At 66.0% G+C, this 26,655-nt stretch carries 24 protein-coding genes and 1 pseudogene; 9 read left to right on the forward strand and 16 right to left on the reverse strand.

Features of this window, described 5'->3' with window-relative positions; genetic code table 11:
- Positions 1–103: 103 nt before the first annotated feature.
- The 4 genes from U5A58_RS14995 to U5A58_RS15010 all read left to right on the forward strand — a co-directional run bounded on the left by U5A58_RS14995 (position 104) and on the right by U5A58_RS15010 (position 3,510).
- On the forward strand, positions 104–427 hold the full coding sequence (locus tag U5A58_RS14995; RefSeq protein WP_321916360.1) for an EF-hand domain-containing protein: 324 nt from the start codon (positions 104–106) through the stop codon (positions 425–427).
- Positions 428–443: 16 nt separating this feature from the next.
- Positions 444–1,157: a response regulator gene (locus U5A58_RS15000; protein ID WP_321961990.1), complete on the forward strand. Its 714-nt coding sequence runs from the start codon at positions 444–446 to the stop codon at positions 1,155–1,157.
- Entirely contained in the window at positions 1,157–2,554 is a 1,398-nt protein-coding gene (locus tag U5A58_RS15005) for an ATP-binding protein (RefSeq protein WP_321961991.1), read from the forward strand. Before U5A58_RS15000 ends, U5A58_RS15005 begins: the two co-directional genes overlap by 1 nt.
- 188 nt (positions 2,555–2,742) lie before the next feature.
- The gene (locus U5A58_RS15010; RefSeq protein ID WP_321961992.1) at positions 2,743–3,510 is read left to right on the forward strand and encodes a DUF4410 domain-containing protein; all 768 of its coding nucleotides are present in this window, start codon (positions 2,743–2,745) and stop codon (positions 3,508–3,510) included.
- Between the two features lie 82 nt (positions 3,511–3,592).
- Here the strand turns inward: U5A58_RS15010 and dld are convergent, their stop codons facing one another.
- The 5 genes from dld to U5A58_RS15035 all read right to left on the reverse strand — a co-directional run bounded on the left by dld (position 3,593) and on the right by U5A58_RS15035 (position 10,620).
- Complete coding sequence (gene dld / locus U5A58_RS15015; protein ID WP_321961993.1) at positions 3,593–5,335, reverse strand: D-lactate dehydrogenase; 1,743 nt, start codon at positions 5,333–5,335, stop codon at positions 3,593–3,595.
- A gap of 125 nt (positions 5,336–5,460) precedes the next feature.
- The gene (locus tag U5A58_RS15020) at positions 5,461–6,360 is read right to left on the reverse strand and encodes a LysR family transcriptional regulator (protein WP_321961994.1); all 900 of its coding nucleotides are present in this window, start codon (positions 6,358–6,360) and stop codon (positions 5,461–5,463) included.
- 78 nt (positions 6,361–6,438) lie between these two features.
- Positions 6,439–7,983: a hopanoid C-3 methylase HpnR gene (hpnR, locus tag U5A58_RS15025; protein ID WP_321961995.1), complete on the reverse strand. Its 1,545-nt coding sequence runs from the start codon at positions 7,981–7,983 to the stop codon at positions 6,439–6,441.
- Between the two features lie 91 nt (positions 7,984–8,074).
- The gene (locus U5A58_RS15030) at positions 8,075–9,565 is read right to left on the reverse strand and encodes a GntP family permease (RefSeq protein ID WP_321961996.1); all 1,491 of its coding nucleotides are present in this window, start codon (positions 9,563–9,565) and stop codon (positions 8,075–8,077) included.
- Positions 9,562–10,620: a patatin-like phospholipase family protein gene (locus tag U5A58_RS15035; RefSeq protein WP_321916347.1), complete on the reverse strand. Its 1,059-nt coding sequence runs from the start codon at positions 10,618–10,620 to the stop codon at positions 9,562–9,564. The genes U5A58_RS15030 and U5A58_RS15035 overlap by 4 nt, the downstream gene beginning before the upstream one ends.
- Before the next feature lie 248 nt (positions 10,621–10,868).
- Between U5A58_RS15035 and U5A58_RS15040 the strand changes: the two are divergent.
- Positions 10,869–11,450: pseudogene (locus U5A58_RS15040) on the forward strand (uracil-DNA glycosylase family protein); the annotation flags it as partial.
- Between the two features lie 42 nt (positions 11,451–11,492).
- On the forward strand, positions 11,493–11,858 hold the full coding sequence (locus U5A58_RS15045) for a DUF488 domain-containing protein (protein ID WP_321962147.1): 366 nt from the start codon (positions 11,493–11,495) through the stop codon (positions 11,856–11,858).
- A 33-nt stretch (positions 11,859–11,891) separates the two neighbouring features.
- Here U5A58_RS15045 and U5A58_RS15050 read toward each other — a convergent pair whose 3' ends face one another.
- On the reverse strand, positions 11,892–13,214 hold the full coding sequence (locus U5A58_RS15050; protein WP_321916345.1) for a TIGR00366 family protein: 1,323 nt from the start codon (positions 13,212–13,214) through the stop codon (positions 11,892–11,894).
- 271 nt (positions 13,215–13,485) lie between these two features.
- Here U5A58_RS15050 and U5A58_RS15055 point away from each other — a divergent pair, with 271 nt between their 5' ends.
- On the forward strand, positions 13,486–14,337 hold the full coding sequence (locus U5A58_RS15055) for an SH3 domain-containing protein (RefSeq protein WP_321961997.1): 852 nt from the start codon (positions 13,486–13,488) through the stop codon (positions 14,335–14,337).
- Between the two features lie 70 nt (positions 14,338–14,407).
- On the opposite strand, the gene U5A58_RS15060 is transcribed toward U5A58_RS15055, so the two are convergent.
- The 8 genes from U5A58_RS15060 to U5A58_RS15095 all read right to left on the reverse strand — a co-directional run bounded on the left by U5A58_RS15060 (position 14,408) and on the right by U5A58_RS15095 (position 20,418).
- Positions 14,408–15,397: a hypothetical protein gene (locus U5A58_RS15060; RefSeq protein ID WP_321961998.1), complete on the reverse strand. Its 990-nt coding sequence runs from the start codon at positions 15,395–15,397 to the stop codon at positions 14,408–14,410.
- A 244-nt stretch (positions 15,398–15,641) separates the two neighbouring features.
- Positions 15,642–15,803: a hypothetical protein gene (locus tag U5A58_RS15065; RefSeq protein ID WP_321917868.1), complete on the reverse strand. Its 162-nt coding sequence runs from the start codon at positions 15,801–15,803 to the stop codon at positions 15,642–15,644.
- 159 nt (positions 15,804–15,962) lie between these two features.
- Positions 15,963–16,175 carry a hypothetical protein gene (locus tag U5A58_RS15070; protein WP_321917866.1) on the reverse strand — a complete coding sequence of 71 codons (213 nt, stop codon included), beginning with the start codon at positions 16,173–16,175 and terminating at the stop codon, positions 15,963–15,965.
- Positions 16,176–16,423: 248 nt separating this feature from the next.
- Positions 16,424–16,855, reverse strand: a complete 432-nt coding sequence (locus U5A58_RS15075) for an Hsp20/alpha crystallin family protein (protein ID WP_321961999.1) — start codon at positions 16,853–16,855, stop codon at positions 16,424–16,426.
- A 251-nt stretch (positions 16,856–17,106) separates the two neighbouring features.
- The gene (gene phbB / locus U5A58_RS15080) at positions 17,107–17,853 is read right to left on the reverse strand and encodes an acetoacetyl-CoA reductase (protein ID WP_321917863.1); all 747 of its coding nucleotides are present in this window, start codon (positions 17,851–17,853) and stop codon (positions 17,107–17,109) included.
- Entirely contained in the window at positions 17,843–18,391 is a 549-nt protein-coding gene (locus U5A58_RS15085) for a hypothetical protein (RefSeq protein WP_321962000.1), read from the reverse strand. The genes phbB and U5A58_RS15085 overlap by 11 nt, the downstream gene beginning before the upstream one ends.
- Before the next feature lie 420 nt (positions 18,392–18,811).
- The gene (locus U5A58_RS15090) at positions 18,812–19,273 is read right to left on the reverse strand and encodes a universal stress protein (protein WP_321962001.1); all 462 of its coding nucleotides are present in this window, start codon (positions 19,271–19,273) and stop codon (positions 18,812–18,814) included.
- A 158-nt stretch (positions 19,274–19,431) separates the two neighbouring features.
- Entirely contained in the window at positions 19,432–20,418 is a 987-nt protein-coding gene (locus U5A58_RS15095) for a zinc-dependent alcohol dehydrogenase family protein (RefSeq protein WP_321962002.1), read from the reverse strand.
- A 343-nt stretch (positions 20,419–20,761) separates the two neighbouring features.
- On the opposite strand from U5A58_RS15095, the gene U5A58_RS15100 reads away from it, so the two are divergent.
- Positions 20,762–23,197 (forward strand): phosphoketolase family protein, encoded by a 2,436-nt coding sequence (locus U5A58_RS15100; RefSeq protein ID WP_321962003.1) that lies wholly within the window; start codon positions 20,762–20,764, stop codon positions 23,195–23,197.
- Positions 23,198–23,224: 27 nt separating this feature from the next.
- Here U5A58_RS15100 and U5A58_RS15105 read toward each other — a convergent pair whose 3' ends face one another.
- The gene (locus tag U5A58_RS15105; RefSeq protein ID WP_321962004.1) at positions 23,225–24,202 is read right to left on the reverse strand and encodes an acetyltransferase; all 978 of its coding nucleotides are present in this window, start codon (positions 24,200–24,202) and stop codon (positions 23,225–23,227) included.
- A gap of 206 nt (positions 24,203–24,408) precedes the next feature.
- Between U5A58_RS15105 and U5A58_RS15110 the strand changes: the two genes are divergently transcribed.
- A complete protein-coding gene (locus U5A58_RS15110; RefSeq protein WP_321962005.1) occupies positions 24,409–26,076 on the forward strand; it encodes an AAA family ATPase in 1,668 nt (555 codons plus the stop codon).
- Between the two features lie 49 nt (positions 26,077–26,125).
- Here the strand turns inward: U5A58_RS15110 and U5A58_RS15115 are convergent, their stop codons facing one another.
- Entirely contained in the window at positions 26,126–26,530 is a 405-nt protein-coding gene (locus U5A58_RS15115) for a transposase (protein WP_321917852.1), read from the reverse strand.
- Positions 26,531–26,655: the final 125 nt, after the last annotated feature.

Here is a 26,655-nt window from a genome sequence, read left to right on the forward strand (position 1 = left end):
CGGCTGCGCGCTCGCTTGACCGGCAGCCGCTACTCGTTTCACCGGTTTCATTCGCTTTATCAACCGGCCGGCAAGCTACGTCGGCCACCTCACGGAGAACACCATGAAGAAGATGATCGCTGCCCTCGTTTTGTGTATCGTTTCAGCAGCGGTTTGCGTGCCGGCATCGGCTCAGGCCTTGCCAGGCGGTACAGGCGCGCCGACCAGTGCGGCAAACAGCGCGCGAGTCGAACGCATGATGGCGCAGTTGCAAGGGCGCTTCGCCGCCGCGAACACGACGCACGACGGCAAGCTCACGCGCGAACAGGCGCAGGCGGGCATGCCGATGGTCGCGCAGCACTTCGACGAAATCGACGCGCAAAAGGCCGGCTTCGTCACCCTCGCGCAGATCGAGGACTTCATGCGAGCGCGCGCAGCAGCCCGATGAACGCCGGAGGCGTCAGATGGAGCAGGCAAACAGGATCATCGTGCTCGACGACGAAGCCGAACTGCGCAACATGCTGCAGCGCTTTCTCACGAGCCAGGGTTTCGAGGTACGCGCCGTTGCCGACGGCAAGCGCCTCGACCGCCTGCTCCAGCGCGAGCCCTATGACCTGCTCGTGCTCGATCTCATGATGGAGCCAGAAGACGGCCTCACGGTCTGCCGCCGCCTGCGCGCCGAAGGCCAGACGTTACCGATCCTCATGCTCACGGCAAAGGGCGACGCCGCCGACAAGGTGATCGGCCTCGAAACGGGCGCCGACGACTACCTCGCGAAGCCCTTCCTTCCCGACGAACTGGTCGCGCGCATTCGCGCCCTGCTGCGCCGCCAGAAGATGGCCGCAGGCGAGCCCACGGTCACCTCGCAGCTGCTGCGCTTCGGCGACTTTCAGTTCGACGTTGGCAAACAAACGCTCTACCGCAGCGGCGCGCCGGTCGAAGTCCACTCCGCGCAGATGCTGCTGCTTCACGCGCTCGGCTCGTCGCCGAACCGCGCCGTGAGCCGCGAGATTCTGCTCGCGCGCGCACGCGGGCGCGACCACAACGCGCTCGACCGCAGCGTGGACGTGCAGATCCTGCGCCTGCGCCAGATCGTCGAGGACGATCCCGCCAAGCCGCGCTTCATCAAGACCGTCTGGGGCATCGGCTACATGCTGGTGGCCGGCGTCGAATCGTAATGCGCCTGCGGCTGCCGCGCTCCCTGCTCTCGCGCAACATCGCGCTGCTGGTGGCGCTCGTCGCGCTGTCGCAAGTCTGCTCGCTCGCCGTGCTTCTGCACTTCGTGCAGCGCCCGCGCATCGAGCGCGCCTCGATCATCTTCGCCGATTACGTGAAGCTGCTCGACACCACGCTCGCCGCCATGCCGCCCGTTGAGGGGCGCGCGGCAGCCGCGCGGCTCGAGACGCGCAACACCGCGCCGCCGCAGGCGCCCGCCGAAACGCACCCGAGTCTCGTCGACTTTTTCCGCACCTGGCAGCGCGATGTGTTCGTCGAAGCGCTGCAACGCCATCTGCCGCCCGACCTGCTGGTGCGCTGGGAGGCGAGCGACGACGACACCGAACCCGCGGCGGATGGCAAAGGCGCGCAGGAACGGCTGTGGATCCGCCTTCACGCGGCGGGCGAGCCGGTATGGGTCGCGCTTCCCATGACGGCAGACGCGCGCGCGAGCGGCATTACCACGGCGCTGGTCCTCTCCGCCGCGCTCGCGCTGCTCGCGGTACTCACGGGCTATCTGTTGCAGCGCCACATCAACCGGCCGCTGCGCAAGCTCGCGCGCGCGGCGAGGCGCGTGAGCGCGGGCGAAACGCCGCCGCCGCTGCCAACCAACGGCCCCACCGAAATCGCCCAAGTGAGCCGCGCCTTCAATCAAATGACCGAAGCGCTGAAGCAGGCCGAAGCCACGCGCGCGCTGATGCTGGCCGGCGTGTCGCACGACATCCGCACGCCGCTCACGAAACTGCGCCTCGCGATTGCGATGGCACTGCCGCGTGGCAGCAACGACGCGCTCGTGGCCTCGTCCGAGAGCTATCTGGACCAGATCGACACGATCCTCCAGCAGTTCATGGACTACGCGGGCAGCGGCGAGCGCGAAACGCCGCAGCCGGGCGACCTCAATGCGCTCGCCGGGCAGCTCGTTGCCGACTTCGCCGGGCTCGGCCATGAGTTCGATTTCGACGAAGGCGAACTGCCGGTGTTCGCGTTTCGGCCCATCGCCGTTATGCGTCTGCTGATGAATCTCATGCAGAACGCCGTGAACTATGGGCGCACAGGTCTGACGATTCGCACCTGGCGCGACGGCGACGCCGCCTGTGTAATCGTTGCCGATCGCGGCAACGGCATCCGCGCCGAAGAACTGGAGCGCCTCAAATCCCCCTTCAGCCGCGGCGCGAACGCCCGTACGCATTCGGGCGGCTCGGGCCTGGGCCTTGCCATCGTCGAGCGGATCGCACGGCTGCACGGCGGTTCGCTCACCTTCCGCGACCGCGAAGGCGGCGGCCTCGAAGCCGTCGTGCGCCTGCCGCTGAACCGTCCCTCAGCGGGTCAGAACGGCGCGCCGCACGCCACGCGCGCATGACATGACTCGACATAATTTGCGCGTGGATTTCGCGCGCCCTTCCCCCCATACTTGCGCCTGAGCCTGAGCAACGGAACGAAGCAAACCGGAGCCCAGACGCCGAAGCACCAAGGTCGATAGTTCGCCATCCTGAATGATTTGCGAGTATCGGCAGACACGAGACACGCTTTCACGCAAAGGACATCGACATGCAATCGCTCATCAACTTCCTCGTCAACAAGGCCAAGCGCATCGTGGGCGCCACGTTCCTCGCGGGTTCGCTCTTCGCTAGCGGCTGCGCATCGGCCGCGCCTGTCGTGCAAACGAACGGGCCGCTCCCGCAACTGCACGCCGACGTCGTCTACGTCTACACGTTCGACGCCGCCGCCGACCAGGTGCAACTGGACAACACCGGCATGCTGCACAAGCTCAAGACGATGGCGAGCGGCGAGTCGTCGACGCAGCAGCAACAGCAGGCCGCGCTGCAAACGCGCGAGCATCTCGCCGATCAACTCGTGAGCGAACTCCAGAAAATGGGCCTGCCCGCCGTACGCATGGATGGCCCCGCACCCGCCGGCCGCAACGCGCTGATCGTGCAAGGCCGCATCGACACGATGGACGCGGGCAGCAGCCGCCGCCGCATGCTGATCGGTCTCGGCGCCGGCAAGAGCGAAGTGGGCGCGACGATTGCGGTACTCTTCCAGCCGGCCAACGGTGGCGAGCCGCAGCCGCTCCTGAGCTTCCAGACGACGGCGAATAGCGGTTATATGCCCGGCATGGCCGAAACGGCGGGCGTGGGCGCGGCGGCGGGCCACGTCGCGACGGCGGCGGTGGTGGGCGGCGGCCTGCACGGCGCATCGGAGGCGAAGCGCGACACGCTCTCGTCGGATGCCGGCAAGCTGGCCCGCTCGATCGCGAAAGCAGTCACACAGATCAGCACGCAGAACGGCTGGATGGCAACGACGACGAAGAGCTGATACGGGGGAAGCGCGCAGAGCAACGTAGCGCGAGGGCTCACGCCCTTTAAGGCGGCGGTTCGATACCGCCGCCGTTTTTTGTTTACTGCGCGAGCGGCTCGCCCTGTGCCTGCGGCTCACGATAATGCGCGAACTTCGACGTGTGTCCGATTCCCGGATTGAAGCAGTTGCACGGATCGAGCGTTTCGTAGAACGACTTCAGCGCAGGCTTCGCCTCGTAGAGATGGCCCACATTGTGTTCGGCGGGATATTCTGCGCCACGCGCGTCGAGCAGCTTCCACATCTCGTGTTCGAGCGCGAGGCAATCATTGCCCTTGCGAACGATGTAGTCCTGATGAAACACATGGCAAAAGAAATGCCCGTAATACAGCTTGATCGCAATGGGCGTTTCCACCGCCTCGGGCAAATGCTCGAACCAGTCGCGATCGTTGCGCCGAAGCGCGATATCGAGCGCGACGATGTCCTCCACTTCGTCGGCATGCACCGCGCGATAGCGCACCGCCGCGCCCGCCGCCGCGAAGCGATGGAGAAACGCCTTGCTGCCCTCTTCATCGGTACACTCGAAATAATCGCCGCTCGCCGTGCCGAAAAACGTGCTCAGGTAAGCACGCGTTTCGTCCACCATATCGGCCGATACCTTGAGCATCAAATGATGCTCGTAGCGCTGTCGGTAGTCCTTGAGCCGAGCGGGCAGATGGCCTGGAAAGCACTGGCTCACCGCCTGCGCCACGCGGTCGGTGAAATGCGCAGGCAAGAACGGCAGCCGTTCGAAAAACGCGTCGCAGCGGCTCTTGAACGCAAACAGCGCGGGCAGGCGCCGCGTGCCGAGATGCTGGATCAGGAGGAACATGTCCTTGCCGTAGCGTTCGGCAATATCGAAAGCGTCTCGATGCAGGTATTCGCCCGCGACAGGCAGCTTCGAGAACTTGCCGAGTATGTCGCGGCGCAGGTCGGTCAGTTCCGCCGCTTCGTTCGTGCCGATGTAGAACACTTTCGCGCCCCGCTCGATGGGAAACGTGTCGAGCCGCACCGCGAACACCATCACCTTGCCAGCCGACCCCGCCGCTTCGTGCAGTCGCAGCGGGTCGGCGTTATAGCGCGCGGGCGTGTGAGCGTCGATGTCGCGCACGTGATCCGCGTAATCGTGGTCGGAAGCCGCGCCCGCGTCGTGCAGGATATCGGCTTCGGGCAGCTCGCCGCGATCGAGGCGGCCGAGCACGTCTTCCGGCGTCTCGCCAAGCCGGATGCCGAGATGATTCACGAGCGCGAGACGCCCTGCCGCATCCACTCGCGCGAACACGGTCATTTCCGTATAGGCCGGGCCGCGCCGCACGAGCGAGCCGCCCGAGTTGTTGCACACGCCACCGACGACCGAAGCGCCGAGGCATGAGGAGCCAATGACCGAATGCGGCTCGCGCCCGAGCGGCTTGAGCGTCTGCTCCAGCTGATCGAGCGTCGAGCCCGGCAGACAGACCACCTGCTTGCCGCCGTCGATCACATAGACCTTGCGCATGCGCGTCATGCTCACGATCACGACCTCGCGGTCGTAGTCGTCGCCGTCGGGCGTGGAGCCGCCCGTGAGGCCCGTATTCGAAGCCTGCGAGATGACGATCGCATTCGCGGCCACGCAAGCCTCCAGCACCCGCCACTGTTCGATGAGCGTGCCGGGCCGCACGACCGCCGCCACGCTCCCCTCGCCGAAGCGAAAGCCCTTGCGGTAACGCCGCGTGGCTTCGTCGCCGGTCAGTACGTGCTGGCGGCCGACGACGGCGCGCAACGACGCGACAAGCGGCTCGCGCCCCGCGCTCCGGTTCGTGGTGGACATGCGAGCGGCTCCTGCAGAGAACGATGATCGCGCAAGGATAAAACCCGCGAACCACGGCGTCCAATATCGCAACCACGCTCGATCAAGACGAAAAAGATATCGATCGTCTTCGGTGCCAGGCAGGATCAACCCTGCGGCACGTGCCGCGACGCTTCGCGCACGATGCGCACGAAGTTCTGCACCGTGGGCGCCTTTTCGCGCGGACGGTGCACGAGTGCGATAGTCGTGTGCAGGGTGCCGCCCTTGAGATCGTGATACGTCACGCCCTTGGCCTGGATCTGGCGCATCGAAGCAGGAATGAGCGTGACGCCGAAGCCCGCGGCCGCCATGTTGACCGTCGAGGAAATCTGCGGCGACTCCATGCTGATCACCGGATTGAAGCCCGCCGCGTGGCACGCGCTGATGATCGAGTCGTAGAGATCGGGGCCGATCGGGCGTGGAAACAGGATGAGCGGATCGCCCGCCAGGTCGCCGAGGTCGAGGCTGCGGCGGCGCGCGAGACGATGGCGCGGCGGCAGCACGGCGAGCACGTCCTCTTCCACGAGCGCCTGGGTGGCGAGGCCGCGGCAATCGAGCGGCAGGCGCACGAACGCGGCATCGACCTTCGCCTCGCTCACGCGTTCCAGCAGCACCGAGCTATTGCTCTCCTCGCACCCGATCGCGACACCCGGATACGCGCTGCGAAAGCGTTGCAGCACGGTCGCGACGAGCGGATGAAACACCGTGGAACCCGCGAAGCCGAGCACGAGCCTCCCGGACTCGCCACGCCCCGCGTTTTGCGCCTCCGCGAGCGCCAGATCGGCGTCGTCGACAATGCGTTGCGCGCGCTCGCGAAAGAGCCGCCCGGCCTCGGTCAGTTCCACGCGCCGGGAGTGGCGGATAAAGAGCCGCGTGCCGATTTCCTTTTCGAGCTTGAGGATCTGCTGGCTGAGCGGCGGCTGCGCAATGCCGAGAGAGGCGGCAGCCTCACTGAAATGCAGATGCTCCGCGACGGCGAGAAAGTAGCGTAGTTGCCGGAATTCCATATCTTTTTCGTCTTGATGCAACCGGTGGATTGTGAACCGGCTACCGGTATGCATCAAGACGGCGCGTACACCCAGGTCTCACCCAAGCCCCATGCGCGTCTCGTCGACAAACTTCTCCGTGGCATCGTCGATCTTGCGGCCCCGACGGCCGGCGGGCCCATGAATGTAGACGGTCTTCATGTCGGCCTGCGGCGCGCCAGTCATGCCGGGTGGCGGCGTCATCTCGTAGCGGACTTCGCGCGCATGATCGGCCATTTGCAGGCGCGGATCGAACACCGAGTTGAAGCGCCACAGCATGCGCACGAAATTGGTCTGGCCGCGCAACAGCAGATGCATGGCCTGCCCGGCCGCGCCGCGCAGCGCGGTCCAGCCCATGTGCTTGCGATTGAGCACCTGCTGCGTTTTCACGAGTTCCGCGTAGAACTCGGGCAGCGGCAGCTTCGTCGGTACCACGGCGTGCTGGATGTCATAGAGCCGGTAATCGAGGCTCGTGAGGCGCCGCGCTTCGCGCTGCCAGTTCTCCGTGCCCGGATACGGCGTATTCACGCTGATATTGACGATCTCGGGAATTTCCAGACACCACTGGCGGATCGTCTCGAAGCGTTCGCGGTCCCAGTCGGGATCGGCAATCAGGTTGATCGCCACGGTAATCCCCAGCGAACGCGCAAACTCGAGCGCCTCGAAATTCCGGTCGAGGCTGATCCGTTTGCGAAACGCCTTGAGCCCCTCCTCGTCGATCGCCTCCAGGCCGAGGAACATGTACTTCAGCCCAATGGACTCCCACAGGCGGAACACATCCTTGTTGCGCAGAAGCACGTCGCCGCGCGTTTCCAGGTAGTAGCGCTTCTTGATGCCGCGCCGCTTGATCGCCTCGCCGATCGCCATGCCGTGTTCGGCATGCACGAACGCCACGTCGTCGACGATGAACACGCCCGGTTCGCGCAGCGCGGCCAGTTCGTCCACGACGACGTCGGGGCTGCGCGTGCGATAGCTGCGCCCATAGAACGTCCACGCGCTGCAGAACGTGCAGTCCCATGGGCAGCCACGTGCGAATTCGATGGAGGCGCAAGGATCGAGCGTGCCGATAAAGTACTTGCGGCGATGGCGCAGCAAGTCGCGCGCGGGTCGCACAGGATCGAGATTCTCGACGAAACGTGGCGGCGGCCCCGACCCGTGGCTCGTCAAGACGCCGGGCACGGCGAGCAGATCAGTGCCGCGCGACACGGCTTCGAGCAGTTCGTTGACCGAAGCTTCGCCCTCGCCGCGCAGCACGCAGTCGATTGCGCCTTCGGCATGGCGCAGCAGATCGGGCGCGGTAAACGACACGCTGTGCCCGCCCACGAACACGAAGCACGAGGGCAGCGCGGCTTTCACGGCCTTCGACAGGTCGATGATCTCGGGAATGTTGGCCAGATAGTTGCCCGAGAAGCACAGCGCCTCGGGCTGCCAGTTACGCACCATGCGCATGAGGTCGCGGTGCGTCTGAACCTGCAGGTCGAGAAGCCGCACATCGTGGCCCGCGTCGCGCGCCGTGCCGGCCACGGATTCGAGGCCCAGCGGCTCGAGCCGCAGGAACACGCGCGTGTACATCAGTCCGCTCGGGTGGACCGCAAGCAATTTCATGAAGCCTCCTTGCGAAGGACCGCTGCTTCGCGAGAGTCTACGCGCGTTGGCGGATCGCTGCCGCGCGGCGTGTCGCCCGCAGGAACAACGCTCAGAAACTGCCGAACAGCGAGCCGAGCACGATCACCACGGCGAGCGCAATGATCGCGCCGACGATGCTCACCACCACGAGGTCGCGGTAGCTTTCGCGATGCGTCGAACCGCACACGGCCAGCAGTGTGACCACGGCGCCGTTGTGCGGCAGGCTGTCGAGCGTGCCCGACGACATCACGGCAACGCGATGCAGCAAAGCGGGATCGATACCGTGCTGCGCGGCGAGCTGCATGTAGGTGCCACCGAGCGCGTCGAGCGCGATGGTCAAGCCGCCCGAGGCCGAGCCCGTGAGCCCGGCGAGCAGGTTCGTGGCCACGGCGAGCGAAACGAGCGGGCCGCCGCCGATGCCGAGCACCCAGTCGCGCACCGCCTCGAACGCTGGCAAGGCGGCAATCACGGCGCCGTAGCCCACGAGACTGCCCACGCTCAGCACCGGCAGCACCGAGGCGTTGGCGCCCGCATCGACGCTTTCGCGCAGCGCGGCGAGCCGCCCGCGATTCAACGCCACCAGCACGATAATGCCGAGCGTGAGCGCAACGCACACGCCCCATACGCCCGCCACCGCCGAAAGCGTGGTCGAGCCCCAGCGCGGTTCGGCGAGATAAGACGCGTCGATGCGCGGGAACACCACGACGTTCATCACGAAGTTCATCGCCACGACGACCACGAGCGGCGCGAGCGCGGCAAAGGCCGACGGCGGCCCGGCATGGCCCGGTGCCGCTGCGCCATTGCCGATCTCGGCGGGGTCGAAGGCTTGCGCGAGGCTCGCGCGCTCACGCACGAGCGAGGACTTGCCGCGTTCTTCGTCATCGGCGCCGCCGTTGTCGGGCTCGACGAAGCCCTCGCCGTTGCGCCGCGCCGCGGCCGCCGCGCGCCCGAGCCACCAGAGGCCGAAGCCCGCCATCACGACGCTCGCGATCACGCCAAGCCCCGGCGCCGCGAACGGCGTCGTACCGAAAAACGGCATGGGAATGGCGTTTTGAAGCGCGGGCGTACCGGGCAGCGCCGACATCGTGAAGGTTGCCGTGCCGAGCATGATCGCGGCGGGCATCAGGCGGCGCGGGATATCGGCGGAGCGAAAGAGCGCCTGCGCCATCGGCGCGAGCACAAAGAACGCAACGAAGAGGCTCACGCCGCCATAGGTCACGAGCGCGCCGCCCAGCACCACGGCCACGAGCGCGTGACGCGTGCCGAGTTTGTCGATCATGAGGCGCGCCACGGCGTCCACCGAGCCGCTGTCCTCCATCAGCTTGCCGAACAGCGAGCCGAGCAGGAAGAGCGGAAAGAACTGGGCAAGAAAGCGGCCCGTGCTCGCCATGAATGTTTGCGTCCAATGCGCGAGCACCGGCTCGCCCGAAATGAGCGCGGCCAGCATGGCGCACAGCGGCGCGAGCAGCAGCACGCTCCAGCCTCGATATGCGAGCCAGATCAGCAGCGAGAGGCTCGCGAGCATGCCCGCGAGGCCGATAACCAGCGTGCCCGCGCTCATTGCAGCACCCCTTCGAGCAGCGCCTCGAAATCGAACGTCGACGCCTCACCGAGCTGCGCGCCGTGCTGCGCGAGGAATTCGTCGGCGGTGCGGCGGCCTTCGTCGCGCAGCATCGTGATGAACGACCATTCGGCGTTCAGTTTCGACGACGAGCCCAGCGTGACGAGCTTCGCGCTATGCACGCGATGCAGGCGCATATGCGCCCAACGGCGGCCCTCCTCGCTGCCCGCGTCGGCAACCTTGTGCAGCAGCGCCATCATGCGCAGCTCCTTGATTAGCGGCGAATTGAACGCGATCTCGTTCACGCGGTTGATGATGTCGCGCGCCGAGCGCGGCGTGCCCGCGCGCTCCACGGGGTTCACCTGCACGAGGATCGTGTCGATCGAATCGGTTTCGCGAATCAGCGGCGTCATGGTGGGATTGCCCGCGTAACCGCCGTCCCAGTAAGCTTCGCCGTCGATCTCGACAGCCTGGAAGAGCGTGGGCAGGCAAGCCGAGGCGAGCAGCGCGTCGGGCGTGACATCGGCATTGCGGAACACGCGCGCCTGGCCGTTGGACACGCGCGTGGCCGTGACGAAGAGCTTGATGCGCGACTGGCGCAATGCCTCGAAGTCGATGGTGTCGGCAAGGATCGTGCGCAAAGGGTTCACGCTCCCCGGATTCAGATCGTACGGGGAGACGACGCGCGCCATCATGTCGAGCGCGACGAACATGGGCGAATGATCGAGCGTCCAGCGGCCGAGCAGGATGTCGACGGGGCCGCGCCGGAACGGGCTGAAGCGCGCGGCGTCGGACACGCGGCGCCAGAAGCGCTCGAGCGCCTCGCGCGCGCCGGCCGCGCCGCCGCGCGCATGGCCGCTCGCGAGCACTGCGGCGTTCATCGCGCCCGCCGAGGTGCCCGAAATGCCTTCGATCTGCAGCCACGGCTCCTCGAGCAGGCGGTCGAGCACGCCCCATGTGTAGGCGCCATGGGAGCCGCCGCCTTGCAGTGCGAGATCGACGAGCAAGGGCTCGGCGCGGGTCGTGCGGGTTGACGTCTCGGCTTCGGCGGGCATTGCGGCTCCGTTCCAGATCGACCACGGGCGAGATTACAGGAAAAGTTCAAATGGCCGCGCGAGAATGACGCAGCGCGCAATGAGGTTTCAGAAGCGGGTTTCAGGCACGCGTTTCAGGCGCGCTTGCGCGGGCTCGAATCGTGCTGGGCGCGCCGGCGCGTCGCGGGGGCGTTTGGTAGACTGGATCTTCTGTCACGCTTTCCAGCCTTGCCGTGCCGAATGCCCATCCGCTTCATGGGCCGCTTTCGCTGTCGGGTCCGCTTCCCGCCCTGCTCGCCGAAATCCGCGCCTGCCATGCCTGCGCCGACGCGCTGCCGCTCGGCCCGCGCCCCGTGCTGCAGGCGAGCGAAACGGCAAGCCTGCTGATCGTTGGCCAGGCGCCCGGCGCGAAGGTCCATGCCTCGGGCGTGCCGTGGGACGACGCGAGCGGCAAACGCCTGCGCGCGTGGCTTGGCATCGACAGCGAAACGTTCTACGACGCCTCCCAGGTCGCGCTCGTGCCGATGGGCTTTTGCTACCCCGGCCGCGGCAGCGGCGGAGACAACCCGCCGCGCCCGGAATGCGCCCCGCTATGGCACGCGCGCCTCGTCAAGCAGCTGCGCGGCGTGCGGCTCACGCTGCTTGTCGGCCAGTATGCCCAGCGCTATTTTCTGGGCAGCGAGCGCCGCGGCTCGCTCACCGAAACCGTGGCGGCCTGGCGCGACTACGCACCCAATTTCGTGCCGCTCCCGCACCCGTCGCCACGTAATCAGGCCTGGTTCAAGCGCCACCCGTGGTTCGAACACGATGTCCTGCCGGCGCTGCAAGCACGCGTGCAGGCGTTGCTGGCGCCTGGGCGCCGCCACCCTCCATCCGCAACCGGAGAACCGACAATGACGAAACCGGCAATCGATATCCAGCGCGTCTACGAGCCGCTGCCCGAGGGCGGGCACCACTGCTTTCTGGTGGACCGGCTGTGGCCGCGCGGTATGAGTAAGGAAAAACTCGCGAATGTGGAATGGGCGAAGGAGGCGGCGCCGAGCACCGAACTGCGCCAATGGTTCCACAAGGACCCGGAACAATGGGACGAATTCAAGAAGCGCTATCTGGCCGAGCTGAACGCCAATCCTGAAGCCTGGCATCCGCTCGCCGAAGCGGCCGGGAAGGGGCACATCACCCTGCTCTACGGCTCTCACGACACGCAGCGCAATCATGCAATCGTGCTGCGCGACTATCTGGCGAAGCACGCGATCAAATAAGCGGGCGGCGCCCAGGCGCCGCCCTTGTCACGCTCAAAAGAGATACATCCCCGCGACGAACACCACACCCGAGAACAGCAGCGTGGTCACGCAGTAACCCATGATGTCTCGCACGCCAAGGCCTGCGATCGCGAGCGCGGGCAGCGCCCAGAACGGCTGCGCCATGTTGGTCCACGCCTCGCCATAGGCAATCGCCATCGCCGACTTGCCGAGGTCCGCGCCGAGCGCCTGCGCCGCCGGCATCACGAACGGCCCCTGCACGACCCAGTGACCGCCGCCCGAAGGCACCGCGAAGTTGATCACCGCCGAGCTGAGAAACACGAGCAGCGGGAACGTATGCACGTTCGCAATATCGACGAACCACTTCGTGATGACGCCCGCGAGACCCGAGTGGTCCATCAGCGCCTGAATGCCCGCGTAGAACGGAAACTGGATCATGATGCCCGAGGCGCCCCTCGCCGCGCCGGCTACGGCACGCGCGTAGGCCATCGGCGTTTTATGCAGCACCAGACCCGCCGCGAGAAACACGAGATTGACCGTGTCGATGTCGAGCGCGAAGCCTTTCGTGTGAAAGCGGATACCGAGGAACACGAAACACAGTGCCGCCACCAGCAGCGAGAGCGCGCGGCTTTCCTCGATGCGCTCGGCGAAGGTCGCGTCCGGGCCGAGCTTGCGCTCGACGCTCGGCGGATCTTCGAGCAGCGCGGGGTCGACCGAGACGACGTCTTCGGGCTTCGGCATCATGAGACGCACGAGAATCGGCAGCAGCACGATCAGTCCGAGCGTGATGAACGCGTTATAGCCCGTGAAGATGGTTTGCGAGACCGGGATCAGGCCCACGGCCTTTTCCATGGGATTGCCCTTTGTGGCCGCCACGAGCGGCACCGAGCCGGAAAGGCCGCCGTGCCACGTGAGAAAGCCCATGTACGCGGCGGCAACGAGCAGCCGGTAGTCCGCGCCGCGCACCCGCCGCGCCACTTCGCGCGAGAACATCGCGCCGAGCACGAGGCCGAAGCCCCAGTTGATCGCGCAAGCAATCGCGCCCACGAACGCCACCAGCATCACGCCCTGGCCCGGCGTGCGCGCGCAACTTGCCAGCGCAACCAGCATGCGCTTGACCGGGCCGGAACTGGCGAGCGCGTGGCCGGTCACGAGAATCAGGACCATCTGCATCGCGAACGCGAGCAGGTTCCAGAAGCCCGAACCCCACATCATGACGAGCGCTTCGGGCGGCTGCGGCGTGAGCGCGAACGCCAGCACGAAGGTCACGACGGTGAGGAGAATGGCGAAGATGAGCGGGTCCGGCAAGATCCGATGCACCACGCCGGTAAAGAAATGGGAAATACGCTGAATCACGTTGGTCTGCTCCTCGTCTGCTGATGCGGAATCGGCCGCCTGTTTTCTTGGATGCGAACCGAGGCCGCGATTTTTGCACAGCGCGGCACAATGCGTGCGCGTCGCCGGCAAATCGCTCTACGCGCGCGCTACGTCCTGCCTGGCCCGTGATTGTGCGTCCGCACGAAATAAGCCGTTACATGCTCAAACGCGCCCTAAAAGTCTTATCTGCTACCGTTAACGTCGCTATCTCAATAAACGTCCGGGTGGCTCCACCCAGCGGGAGGCAGGAATGCGCAAGCAGTTTCTTGGTGTCGTGCTCGCCGCGCTAGCCGGCATATTCGTGGCCTCACCGCCCGCGCACGCCCAGTCGCAGGCATTCACGAATCAGACCGTCAATATCTACGCAGGACCCGCAGCCGACTTTCCTATCGTCGCCCAGATTCCGGGTGGCGTGGCCGTGACGGTGTGGGGCTGCGTCGCCGGCTTCAGCTGGTGCGATATCGGCTTTCCGGGCCTGCGCGGCTGGGTCTACGGCACCTTCATCAGCTATCCGTGGCAAGGGCAGCGCGTGCCGGTGATGAGCTATGGCCCGCGAATCGGGCTTCCCATCGTGACGTTCTCGCTCGGCGCGTACTGGGGCTCCCACTACCGCGACCGTCCGTGGTACTCGAATCAATCGCGCTGGGCGCGCCATCCGGGCCCGCGGCCCGTAGCGCCGCCGCCCGTGCGCCCGCGTCCGCCGAGTAGCCGTCCGCCTGGCGGCGCCCGGCCGCCCAACCAGGGCGGCGGGAATCGTCCGCCCCACAACAACGCAGGACCGGGAAACCGGCCGCCCGGCGCGGGCTCCGGCAATAACAACGCGCGGCCACCGGGGCAAGGGAACGCCCGGCCTCCTGGCCAGGGCGGCGGACGGCCGCCGGGACAAGGCGGCGGGCGACCACCCGGTGGGGGAAATAATCGACCGCCGGGTGGTGGCGCAAGCGGAGGCGGTGGTGGACCGGGCGGCAGCGGCAGCGGCGGCGGTGGCGGCCCTGGCGGTGGCGGCCCTGGCGGCGGCGGCGGTGGCGGTGGCGGTGGTGGCGGTGGCGGTGGTGGCGGAGGCGGAGGCGGTGGTGGCGGTCGTCCCCCTCCGGGCGGTTGACCCCGAGACGAGCGCGCGGGCAAGTCCGTGCCGAAGCACGGCACGCTCGCGCCGGCGACTTCACCACCGTTTAGAACCGATAGCCGATACCACCGAGGATCACATCCGTATCGCGGCTATAGCGCGTGACCACGCGATTCCACGTAACGCGTGCGGCCCAATGCTGCGTCAAGCGGTATGAAGCCGAGACAGAAACGAGCCCCGACAGAATGCCGTCGCCGGTATCGCGTTCGTCGGGATGCTCGCCGTGATGAATCGCAGCGTAGAGGCCCGCACCGAACCCCAGCGTGAGGCGCTCGTCGAAGAACGCGCGTGTGAGCCAGAGCTGCGCCGTCGCGCCATCGCGCCGCGCCGAGATGCCGTTGCCCTCGTGCAGATAGCCCACGGTAGCGTCGAGAAAGGAGTTGATGCCGCGCCGGTACTCGATCGCCTCCGCCGCCGATGTCTGCGATTCGAGGCTGTTGAGGATCGTCTCGCCCGCCATCAGCGTGATTTCGTTGTTCGTCACTTTCTGCGTGCGCGGCAGTGCGAAATCGCGCGGGCCCGGCGTGTCGGGCGCGTCGAGCTGGTAACCGATGCCCAGCATGAGCGAGGTTGTCGATGGGCCGCGCGACACCTGGATGCGATTGAGCTGCAGGTTCGCCGTCCAGCGATTCGCGGCGTACCACGTGGCACGCGCGCTATAGAGCACGCCCCAACCGTGCGTGTCGGACCAGCCTTGCCCCTGGGACGCGGCTTCGGTGTCGAAATAGCGATACGGCCCGACGCCTACCGCGAACACAAAGCGGCGCTGCGCAAGCGGCAGGCGCGCCCACGCCTGGATGGTCTGGCCGTCGCGGTGATGATTCGGAATATGGCCTTCGTTCAACCACGCGATGCTGCCGGCAAAATACTGGCCAAAACCTTCCGTGTAATCCATCTGCCACGAATAGGTATGATCGTCGCCGCTTTTGAGCGGCCCGGTGTAGAGCGTGAATTCCTGCGCGCAAACCGACCCGGAAGCAATAGCGAGCGCGCTGGCGGCAACACCGGATGCGGCTAGCGACGTGATGTTTTTCATTGCGTGCGTTGTTGCCTTGCGGTTCGGGTGTGAGACTCGCCGCAAGCAGAATGTATGCAACGAAACGCGGAGCATACCGCGGCGTAATATTTCTTGTGTGACCCCGGTCTTTCAATTCATTACGAAATGCCGCAGTACAAATTCCCGGTTTTTATTTCGTAATCCTCATTACATGATGAAAAAAGAAACGCCGCACGAAAGTGCGGCGTTCTGCCCGGCAGTCAGCTTCGCAGTAGGCCCACTATCAGCGCACGTGATGGCAGACGCGCTCAGCGTGATGGTGAACGTGTTCGACGTGGCACACCTCGTGGTGATACGGTGCGGCGACAGCCGCGAGCGGCGCGAACAGCGCGGCGCAGGAAATCAGGGCGAACAGGCGGACAGCAGGCTTGAAAACGGCGTTCATGACTCGGCTCTTGCGTGTGAAAACAGCGTGGGTTGGAACCAAAAGCCAGCACTGTATCGCAGAGTGGTCAGTGGCGTATTACACGAATGTAACGGGCGTAGCGCTCGATGAAACGCTCTTGACACGTCTTGCTGCACAACACCAAGTCGCGGAGGCCGGTCAAATACTGCGCTCGTCGCCCTCTTCATGCGTGAGACGCCGCAACAGTTCACGACCGCGTGTCGTGAGGCGCAGCGTGGGGTCGCCGCCCGCTTCGTCCATCTCGACGAGACGGTAGCGCTGCAGCGCGAGGAAATCGGAATCGAGCGTCTGAATCGGCGCGTCCGCATCACGGATCAGCAGCAAGGTCGCTAGTTCGTGGTGACTGAGCATCGGGTCTCTCCAGTGGTTGGCCGGAGTCGGCGTTTGCGCGCCAGTTCCCGCCACAAGCCCGAAAAGCGTCCGACCGAAGGGCCGTGGGCTTAAGTCTCCCCAGCATAGCGAGTCAATCGTACAGTTTCGCTACAGTCGTGTTTCGCTGTGTTACGTGTCGATGAATCGGCAACGTCCTGCCCCATAAAAACGGCGCGCATCTGCACGATATGCAGTCTGCGCGCCGCCCGCTCAAAGCTTCCTCAACCTTAGTTGATTTCCAGGCGCTTGCTCGCGGCCGCGGCCCGCTTCGGCAGCGCCAGCGTCAGCACACCATCTTTGTATTGCGCGCTCGCCTTTTCGTCGTCGATTTCCGCTGCGAGCGTAAATGCGCGGCTCACGCTGCCCGAATACCGCTCGCGACGCACAACGCGCTCGCCTTCCTTCAGCTCGCTGCCCCGCTCGACCTTCGCTGCAATCGACACGAGATTGCCATCGATTTTCACGTCGATGTCCTTGCGCTCGACGCCGGGCATTTCGGCCTTTACCGTGAAGCCAGCTTCGTCTTCCGCCACGTCGATCCGGATGCTGGCCGCCTGCCCTTCCACGCCACTCGTGGCACGCAACGGCCGGAACAGCCCGTGAAACAGATCGGGCACACTTTCCATCGAAAACGGATCGTAACGCGAGATATTGCTCATTGATGCCTCCATGGGATGAACGTTTTCCTTGTCGATGCAATGATCCACATTTCATCGGACTCCTGAATTCCCTGTCAGTTACCGCAGGCGCATGATGCCTCTGCGGTCGACCACAGGGAACCGCCGCAACGCATCGCACCGCTTGCGCGGTGCGGTCGCTGCCGCTTACCGTTCCAACATGAAGGCACCTCGCGCGTTTGCAAGACCCTTTTTCCGCCGGGCGAGAAAATTTTGCATCGCCGCGCGGCGCGTCATTGCATGTGCATGCCGCCGTTGATCGCAATATCGGCGCCGGTGATGAACGCCGCGTCGTCCGAGCAGAGGAACGCCACCAGTGCGGCGACCTCATTCGGCTGGCCGAGGCGGCCAACCGGAATTTGCGGCAGGATGCGCGCGTCCAGCACGTCCTTCGGCACGGCTTCCACCATTTGCGTGGCGAGGTAGCCCGGCGACACGGTGTTCACCGTCACGCCTCTCTTCGCCACTTCGAGTGCGAGCGCCTTCGTGAAACCATGCATGCCCGCTTTCGCCGCCGAATAGTTGGTCTGCCCGAAAGCGCCGCGCGAGCCGTTGACCGAGCCGATATTGATGATGCGCCCGAAGCCGCGCTCGATCATGCCGGGCAAGAACGGCTTCGTCACATTGAAGAGCGCGTCGAGATCGGTGCGCAGCACCGAGTCCCAGTCGGCTTTCGACATCTTGACGAAGCTGCGGTCGCACGTGATGCCCGCATTGTTGATGAGCACGTCCACCTGGCCGAGATCGTCGAGCGCTTGCTGCGCCGCGCGCTCGCAGGCATCGCAATCGGCAACGTTCATTTCATGGCAGCCGAAATCGCGGCCCGCCGCGCGTTCAGCGGCAAGCCACGCATCGGCTCGCGTGCTCGCCGCCGAGCATGAGACCGCGACGGTCATGCCCGCGTCGTGCAAGCGCCGGCTGATCGCTTCGCCGAGTCCGCCCATGCCACCGGTGACGAAGGCAACGCGCTTAGTGGCCATGCTGGCCTCCGCCCGCGCTCGCGCGCTGCGCGTGCCCTGAACCCGCAGCCTTCGCCGGATGCGCGGCGCCATTGGCAGCGCTGCTCATCGCACGCTCGAAAGCATTCATCCACTCGCGCATCGGCAACGCGCCGGGCACCTTGGACGCGCCCGCTTGCGCACCCGCGCAAGCCTCCTGCCACTGCTGCGTGAATTCGCGCGCGCTTTCGGACCATGTGCTCGTGCTCTGCATCGCCGCCGCCATGCCCTCTTGCCAGAGCGTGGTGCTCGCGCCGAGATAGTCGCGCCAGACCGATTGCGTGGCGACCGCAAAATCGGTCCAGTCGCGCGCGGTGCGCAGCGATTCGAGCAAGCCTTCGACCGCCTCGCGGTCGCGCGCGATGCGGCGCTGCTCTAGCTTCACCAGCTGCTCGCGCCATTGCTGCTGCCCGAGGAGCAGGCGCAGCGCGGCCGATGTATTGGTGCGATACGTTTCGAATGAGGCGCCCAGGGCGTTGCCGAGCGAGGCGTCGAATGGGGGATGAGAAGCGGTAGCCATGATCAATCTCCTCCGTATGTAGCTTTCGCCCGGCGCGTGCCGGTGCGGCTGGGGCGTTTGCTGCCAGGGTGACAGCGTCGAGCGCGATTGAACGCGCTCTGCGGCGAGCGAAATGTAAGCGCTTCACGCGCGACGATGAGCGTCGAGATGCTTCGGAGTGCCGTGCTTTCGCAATACAGTTGGCTCAAGCCAACATCATAGGCAGGAACGCGGGCTCCCGCGTAACGAATGGGCGTTTTGCCGCTTGATAAATGTCACAAATCGAGACATCTGATGCGCGGTGATTCAAAACCGGGTTTGTTGTTGCGGATATTTCGAGACGGATCAGCGAATCGTTGGGGTGACCGAACAACCCGCGCAAAGGCTGCCCGGCCGATCTCGCCTTCGCGGCGCACCGGCCGGCGGAACCGGGTGCCCCGCTCAGGCCACTGGCGCCTCTTCGTCGCGTACCAGCATGACCGGCCGGTCTGCCATACGCAGGAACGATTCGGCCACGCTGCCAAGCAACAAGCGCTTCATGCCCGACAAGCCACGTGTGCCCATCACCACGAGGTCCGCGTCTTCCTCGGCGGCAATGCGCGAGATGACGGCGGCAATCTCCTCGCCGCTAGCGTCCGCTGCGCGCGTGCTGCCCGGCACCTGGGCCTGCGCGAACACCAGTTTCGCTTCTTCGAGCGCCGCCGTTGCGGCGTCGTTCTCCGCCGAGTGGGGCGCCTGCTCCTCGGCGAAGCCCGAACTCACGTCCACGAGCCGCGCAGGATGCCGCACGACACACAGCGCCTGGACGGCGCCGCCGGTCGCCTTCGCAATCTTCACGGCCTCGTCGAGCGCGCGCCGGCCGCTGCGGCTGCCATCGACCGCTACCAGAATCTGCTTGTACATCGTTGACCTCCCGGGTCTTGCCCAAATTGCGCGCCGGGTTCCCGGCACGCGCTATCTAAATATGTTGTAGCGCATTTGGGTACGGATGCGCGCCGCAGGCGGTGCGACCCGTTGTCTCCATTCCGTCAGAATCTCCGTCCTCCTGAGCGCAGGCACACTCACCGCATCGTCAACACGGCCGCGCCCGTGAGCCGCCCCTCGCGCAAGTCGGCCAGCGCCTCGTTCGCACGCGCGAGCGGGTACGGCGTGGTCTCGATTTCGAGCTTGTGACGCGCGGCGATGGCCATGAAGGTCGTCCCGTCCTCGCGCGTGAGATTCGCCACCGAAACAATGCGCCGCTCCTCCCACAGCCATGCGTAAGGAAACGAGGGAATGTCGCTCATGTGGATGCCGCCGCACACGACCGTGCCGCCCTTCGTCAGCGCTCGCAGCGCGGCGGGCACGAGCGCGCCGACCGGCGCGAACAGCAGCGCCGCGTCGAGTTCCTCGGGCGCGCGCTCTTCGCTGCCGCCGGCCCACGCTGCGCCCAGGCGCCGCGCGAACTGCTGCGCCGCAGTATCGCCGGGACGCGTGAACGCGTAGACCGTGCGCCCCTGATGACGCGCGACCTGCGCGACGATATGCGCCGCCGCGCCGAAGCCGTAAATGCCGATGCGCCGCGCCTCGCCCGCCATCGCGAGCGAGCGATAGCCGATGAGTCCCGCGCAGAGCAGCGGCGCGGCTTCGACGTCGCTGTACTGGCGCGGCAGATGGAAGCAGTAGCGAGCGTCGGCGACGGTGCGCGTGGCGTAGCCGCCGTCGATCGTGTAGCCCGTGAAGCCGGGTGCGTCGCAAAGATTCTCGCGCCCGTCGGCGCAGAAGCGGCAGTGGCCGCAGGTGTGGCCGAGCCACGGCACGCCCACGCGGTCGCCCAGCGCGAAACCCGTCACGCCGGCCCCGAGCGCCGCGACCGTGCCGACGATTTCATGACCGGGAATGACGGGCTTTTTCGGGTGCTCGAGATCGCCGTCGACGACATGCAGATCGGTGCGGCACACGCCGCACGCGCGCACGTCGATCAGCAGTTCGCCGGCGCGCGGCGCCGGGTCGGGTAAATCGGCTTCACGCAGCCACGGATTCTCGCCGTCGAACACCATCGCCCGCATCGCCATCCTCCTCGCCGGAACGCGGCTGACGCGCCGCATCGATCACCATAAAACCATGTTATGCAATCGGGCCGCGGGCTGTCGTGCATCGCGCGCTGCATCGCAACTTCACGACGCGATGCGACGCACAGCCGCGGGACATTCAGGCGTGGCGCAGCGCGCGATCGTGGCAACATAAGACGAATCCCGCAGGACCACGAGGCACCGCCGCCCGGCCATGCGCCCGGCATACGCCACCGCGCACCTTCGGCCAGCGTCAGCCGCCAATCGCCACGCGCGCCGTCGCGCCGCACACGCAGTCCGCCTCGGTCCGTCTTCCGCCGCCGCGCAACCGGAGCCCCGCATGAACGCTACCGACACCCCTGCCCACCCGCCGCTTTCCGACGACCTGCTGCGCCGCATGGACGCCTGGTGGCGCGCCGCCAACTATCTTTCGGTCGGCCAGATCTATCTGCTCGCCAATCCGCTCCTGCGCGAGCCGCTGCAGCTCGCGCACGTGAAGCCGCGCCTGCTCGGCCACTGGGGCACGACGCCGGGCCTGAATTTCCTCTACACGCATCTGAACCGCATCATCAACGCGCGCGATCTCGACGTGCTGTTTCTCGCGGGGCCTGGTCATGGCGGCCCGGCCGTCGTCGCGAACACCTGGCTGGAAGGCACCTACAGCGAGACCTGGCCGAACGTGCCGCACGACGAGGAAGGCATGGCGGCGCTCTTCAAGCAGTTCAGCTTTCCGGGCGGCATTCCGAGCCACGTCGCGCCGCAAACGCCGGGCTCGATCCACGAAGGCGGCGAACTGGGCTACGCGCTCTCGCACGCCTACGGCGCGGTGTTCGACAACCCGGATCTGATCGTCGCCTGCGTGGTGGGCGACGGCGAAGCCGAAACGGGCCCGCTCGCCACGTCCTGGCACTCGAACAAGTTCGTCAATCCGGCCACCGACGGCGCCGTGCTGCCCATTCTCCATTTGAACGGCTTCAAGATCGCGGGGCCGACGGTGCTCGCGCGCATCGGCGACGACGAACTCGCCTCGCTCATGAAGGGCTACGGCCACGCGCCGATCTTCGTGGAGGCCGAGGAGCCCGCCGTTGCGCATCGTCTGATGGCCACCGCGTTCGATACGGCGTTCGACGAGATCGCACGCATCCAGAAGGCCGCGCGCGAACTCGCCGACGAACACGGCAACCTGCCGCCCGGCTACGAACGTCCGCGCTGGCCGATGATCGTCATGCGCACGCCCAAGGGCTGGACCGGCCCGAAGACAGTGGATGGCCAGAAGACCGAAGGCTCGTGGCGCTCGCATCAGGTGCCGCTTGCAAACATCTCGAAGCCGGGACATCTCGCGCTACTCGAAAGCTGGATGCGCAGCTACAAGCCCGAAGAACTCTTCGACGCGCAAGGCCGCCTCGTGCCCGAAATCGCCGCGCTCGCGCCGCAAGGCGAAAAACGCATGAGCGCGAACCCGCGTTCGAACGGCGGCGGCCGTGTGCGCGAACTGCGCGTGCCGCCATTCGAGCACCACGCCGTGGACGTGCCCGCACCCGGCCAGGTGGATGCCGAAGCCACGCGCGTCATGGGCGCGTTCCTGCGCGAAGTCATGCGCGTGAACGACCCCACGCGCAACTTCCGCATCTTCGGGCCCGACGAAACCGCGTCGAACCGCTGGGGCGACGTATTCGACGTGACGTCGCGCACCTGGCTCGCGGAGGTCACGCCCGACGACATCCAGCTGGCCACCAACGGCCGCGTGATGGAAATGCTCTCCGAGCATACCTGCCAAGGCTGGCTGGAAGGCTATCTGCTCACCGGGCGACACGGCTTCATGTCGTGTTACGAGGCATTCATCCACATCATCGATTCGATGTTCAACCAGCACGCGAAGTGGTTGAAGGTGATCCGCGAAATTCCGTGGCGGCGGCCGCTGCCCTCGCTCAACTATCTGCTCACCTCGCACGTGTGGCGCCAGGACCATAACGGCTTCAGCCATCAGGACCCGGGCTTCATCGACTATGCGGTGAACAAGAAGTCGGACACGGTGCGCGTGTATCTGCCGCCAGACGCCAACACGCTGCTTGCCGTGACCGACCACGTGCTGCGCACCTGGAACCGCATCAACATCATCGTGGCGGGCAAGCAGCCGCAGGCGCAATGGCTCGACATGGACGCCGCCATTCGCCACTGCGCGGACGGCATCGGCATCTGGCAATGGGCGAGCAACGACGACGGCGGCGAGCCCGACGTGGTCATGGCCTGCGCCGGCGACGTGCCCACCATGGAAACGCTGGCCGCCGTGGACCTGCTGCGCACCTGCCTGCCCGACCTGAAGGTCCGCGTGGTGAACGTGGTGGACCTGATGACGCTCGAACCCGCCGACCGCCATCCACACGGCCTGCCCGACGCCGATTTCAACGCGCTCTTCACCACCGACAAGCCGGTGATCTTCGCGCACCACAGCTATCCCACGTTGATCCACAAGCTCACGTACCGGCGCGCGAATCACGCGAACATTCACGTGCACGGCTTTATCGAGGAAGGCACGACGACTACGCCGTTCGACATGACCGTGCTCAACCGGCTTGACCGCTACCACCTGTGCGAAGCCGTGATCGACCATGTGGACGGGCTCGCGCAGCGCGCGGCGCACCTGCGCCAGACGCTGCACGACAAGCTGGCCGCACACCGCCGCTACGTGGACGAGTACGGCGACGACATGCCTGAAATTCGCGACTGGCGTTGGCCCGCGGCGCGCAACACGCAGGGCGGCGGTGAAAAAGCTTAGTGGCGGTGCATTGACGCGTTGGGTTGCTCAGACCGAAGCCGGCTTCGTGCGCCCGAACACGCGCGCGAACGCGGTAACGAACGCGTCGAGCCGGTTCGATTCGAGGCAGTCGATGCCCGCCGCGCCCACCCGGCCGTTTCCGCCGGGGAACGCGCGGCAGAGTTCGTCCGCGCCGCGCGGTTCGGTGAGCGGCGCGCGCACGCTCACCGCATAGTTGCCGTCGGCGTTCACGCTCAGCACCGCGTGCGCGCGCGAGGGTTCTTCGTTCGCAAGCACGTTGGCGAACACGCCGCGCACCCGGCGCGCCCACGGCTCGTCGGGCAGCACGCAGACGCTGCCGTACTGCAACGCGATGAGCGGCGCGATGGCCTGGGCCAGTTCGAGATCGTCCTGGCGGCAACGGGCGAGTTGACCGACGATCGGCTCCGAGGCAATGAAATCGAACGGGTTGTCATAAGGTTTCATCGCCGCATACAGATCGAGCGGCGCGATCACGAGATCTTCGACGCAGTCGCCATAAGCGTTGTAGTTGATCGACTCGCCAAGCTCGCGCAGCTGTTCGGTCTGCGCGGCGTCGAGCCCGGCCTGTTGCGCAAGCGCTTGCGCCGTGCCGGGCAGGTTGTCGCCCCAGGCCGCCGCGATCGCCCAGGGCCGGTAGCGGCCGGCGAGGTGCCGGTCGACGAGCACGCTCGTACAGACATGCGCCGTGGTGTCGATATGCGCGACCAGATTCCTGGACATAGGCAGGTCGCCTACGTGGTGATGGTCGAAATATTCGACCGCGACGTCCTTCGCGAGCAGCGCGGTGAGCGCCTTGCGGTTCACGTCGAACGAAATGTCGAGCACGGTGAGCGAGTCGCCGGGCTGCGCGGGCACGCGCTCGACGAGTGCGATGTCTCGCTTCGCGCCGGTGATGAGCGTCGCTTCGCGCGGCCTTGCGAGCCGAAGTTGATGCAGCGCGCAGATGCCGTCTGCGTCGCCGTTGAATACGTCGAAATGCGCCATGTCTCCGAAATCCCGTTAGGTTGAACTCGACAGTATCGCGCAGCCTCGCCGGATTGCACAAAAGGTGCAATATGCCGATGCCCGTGCAGGCCGTTTCGATCAAGCCCGTAAGATGCCGTGCAGCGGGCGTCCCGCGTTTGCTCGCGTGTATGCTGGTTGCGACGATTTGCGCCCCGTAGACCTTCATTCCCACAATCGCCACGCCGATGTCCGACACGCCGATCTCACGCCATGCCGCCAACCGTCTGCGCGCGGCACGGCGCCACAGCCGCCTCGTGAACGCCGCGCTCTCGCGCGCCTCGACCTACGCGCACCCGGCCGGGCGGATCGTCCGCATCGAAACGCATATTTCCGTGGTGTATCTCGCTGGGCGGTACGCGTACAAGATCATGAAGCCCGTCGATTTCGGGTTCGTCAATTTTGTGCGGCTTGATGCCCGACTCCGCTGCTGCGAAGCTGAGATTCGTCTGAATGCGCCGTTCGCGGGACCGATTTATTGCGACACCGTTGCGCTATTTTTTGACGGTCGGCGTTGCAAGCTCAAGCGCGGCATGCGCGGCAACGTAAAAGTGGTCGAGTACGCGGTTCGTATGCGCCGCTTCGCCCAGCGCCTGCTGTTTTCGAACCTGCTCTCGAACGGCGACCTGAGCACCACCGATATCGATGCAGCCGCAACCAGGCTCGCCACGGTCCATCGCCATGCACGCCGGGCCGGCCACGGGCCGCTGGCGAGCGCGGCGCGCTTCGGCTCGGCGGCGCTGCTGCGTGAACAGGTGCTCGCGGCGCTCGCGCCCCTCGAAGCGGATCCGCGCACGGCGCACGCTGTGGAGCACGCTGGCTTGCGCGCGATCTGCGAAAGCGAAATCACGCGTCTGGCGCGGCACGTCGATGCACGGCGCGCGAACGGATTCGTGCGCGCCTGCCACGGCGATCTGCATCTCGACAATATCGTGCGGCACGGGCGGCACGCGTTGATGTTCGATTGCATCGAATTCAGCGACACGCTGCGCTGGATCGACGTGACCTGCGACCTCGCGTTCATGCTGATGGATCTGCGCGCGCACGGCCAGGCGGTGTACGCGCACCGCCTGCTCAATCGCTACCTGGAAGCCACGGGCGATTTCGCGGGGCTCGCTGCGCTGCGGCTTTATGTCGTCTATCGCGCGCTGGTGCGCGCACTCGTGGCGAAGCTCAAGGCAGGATCGCCTGCGCCACACCATGCGCCAGCGCTCGGCGGCGACGTCGCGCGCTACCTCACGTTCGCGGCAAGCGAAGCGCGCATCATGCGCGAACCCGCGCCCTGGCTGATGCTGTGCCACGGCTTTTCGGGGTCGGGTAAGTCAGTGGCGAGCCGTGCGCTCGCCGAATTGACCGGGGCGATCCGTGTGTCGAGCGATCTCGAACGCAAGCGCCTCGAACCCTTTGCGCCGCCCTCGCTCGACGCGCTGCCGGCAAGCGCGTACACACAAGCTGCACTCGACGCGCACTACGAACGCCTGGTCGCTCATGTGCGAGACGTGCTGAACGCGGGCTACACCGCGATCGTCGATGCGACGTTTCTCAAGGCTGCACATCGCGCGCGCTTCGCGGCGCTCGCGCGTGAGTTGAACCGGCCAATGCTGATCCTGAACTTTCACGCGCCGCAAGTGCGGCTCGCCGAGCGCGTCAACGCCCGCGCGCGCGGGCCGCGCGACGCGTCCGACGCGGGCGCCGAAGTGCTTGCCAAACAGTTCGCGCAAGCGGACCCACTCGATGCGCGCGAGCGGCAGCGCACCGTTGATCTCAACACCGACGTGGAAATCGAGGCCTTCTCGCACGAGCCGTGGTGGGCACCGCTGTTCGCGCGTTTGCATGCGGAGGATGGGGAGATTTGATTCTGCGGCGGACTCATTATCCGCCGCCACAGCCCTGCGCCCTGCTTGCTTATCGCTCGACGAAAGGCCGCACGAGCGGCCAGCGCAGCGTGGACGCCACCGGATAGCGCGGCTTGCGGCCAACCGGTGCGCGCCACGGCTGCATGCGCGCGGCCATTGCCGTGCACAGGGCAAGGCCTTCCTGGCCGTGCAGGCGCTCCATGGCGTGATGCACGAGTCCGGCGTCGAACCACAGCTTGAAGCGGCGATGGCAGGTGCGGAAATCGGGATACTGCTCGGGCAACTTCGACCAGACCGAGCCGGTGGCCAGAACCCAGAGGATGCCGGCAAAAACGAGACGAGGATTATGTGCTGGGCGCCCGCGACGACGACCGTCAACGCGGATTTCGTGAAACATAGGCTCGATGCTGCGCCACTGCGCATCGGTGAGTTCCGGAGATATGCGGGAAGACATCTGATGGTCCCTGTGAGGTTATCTGACACAACACGACTAAAGTAGCCTCACAGCCCACAAGAAAATATCGGACTATGCCTAAAAATCGAGATGAATTCGCAAGTCGCGACCCGGCACGCTAACCG

The sequence above is a fragment of the Paraburkholderia sp. J7 genome, from assembly GCF_905220155.1.
Taxonomy (GTDB): domain Bacteria; phylum Pseudomonadota; class Gammaproteobacteria; order Burkholderiales; family Burkholderiaceae; genus Paraburkholderia.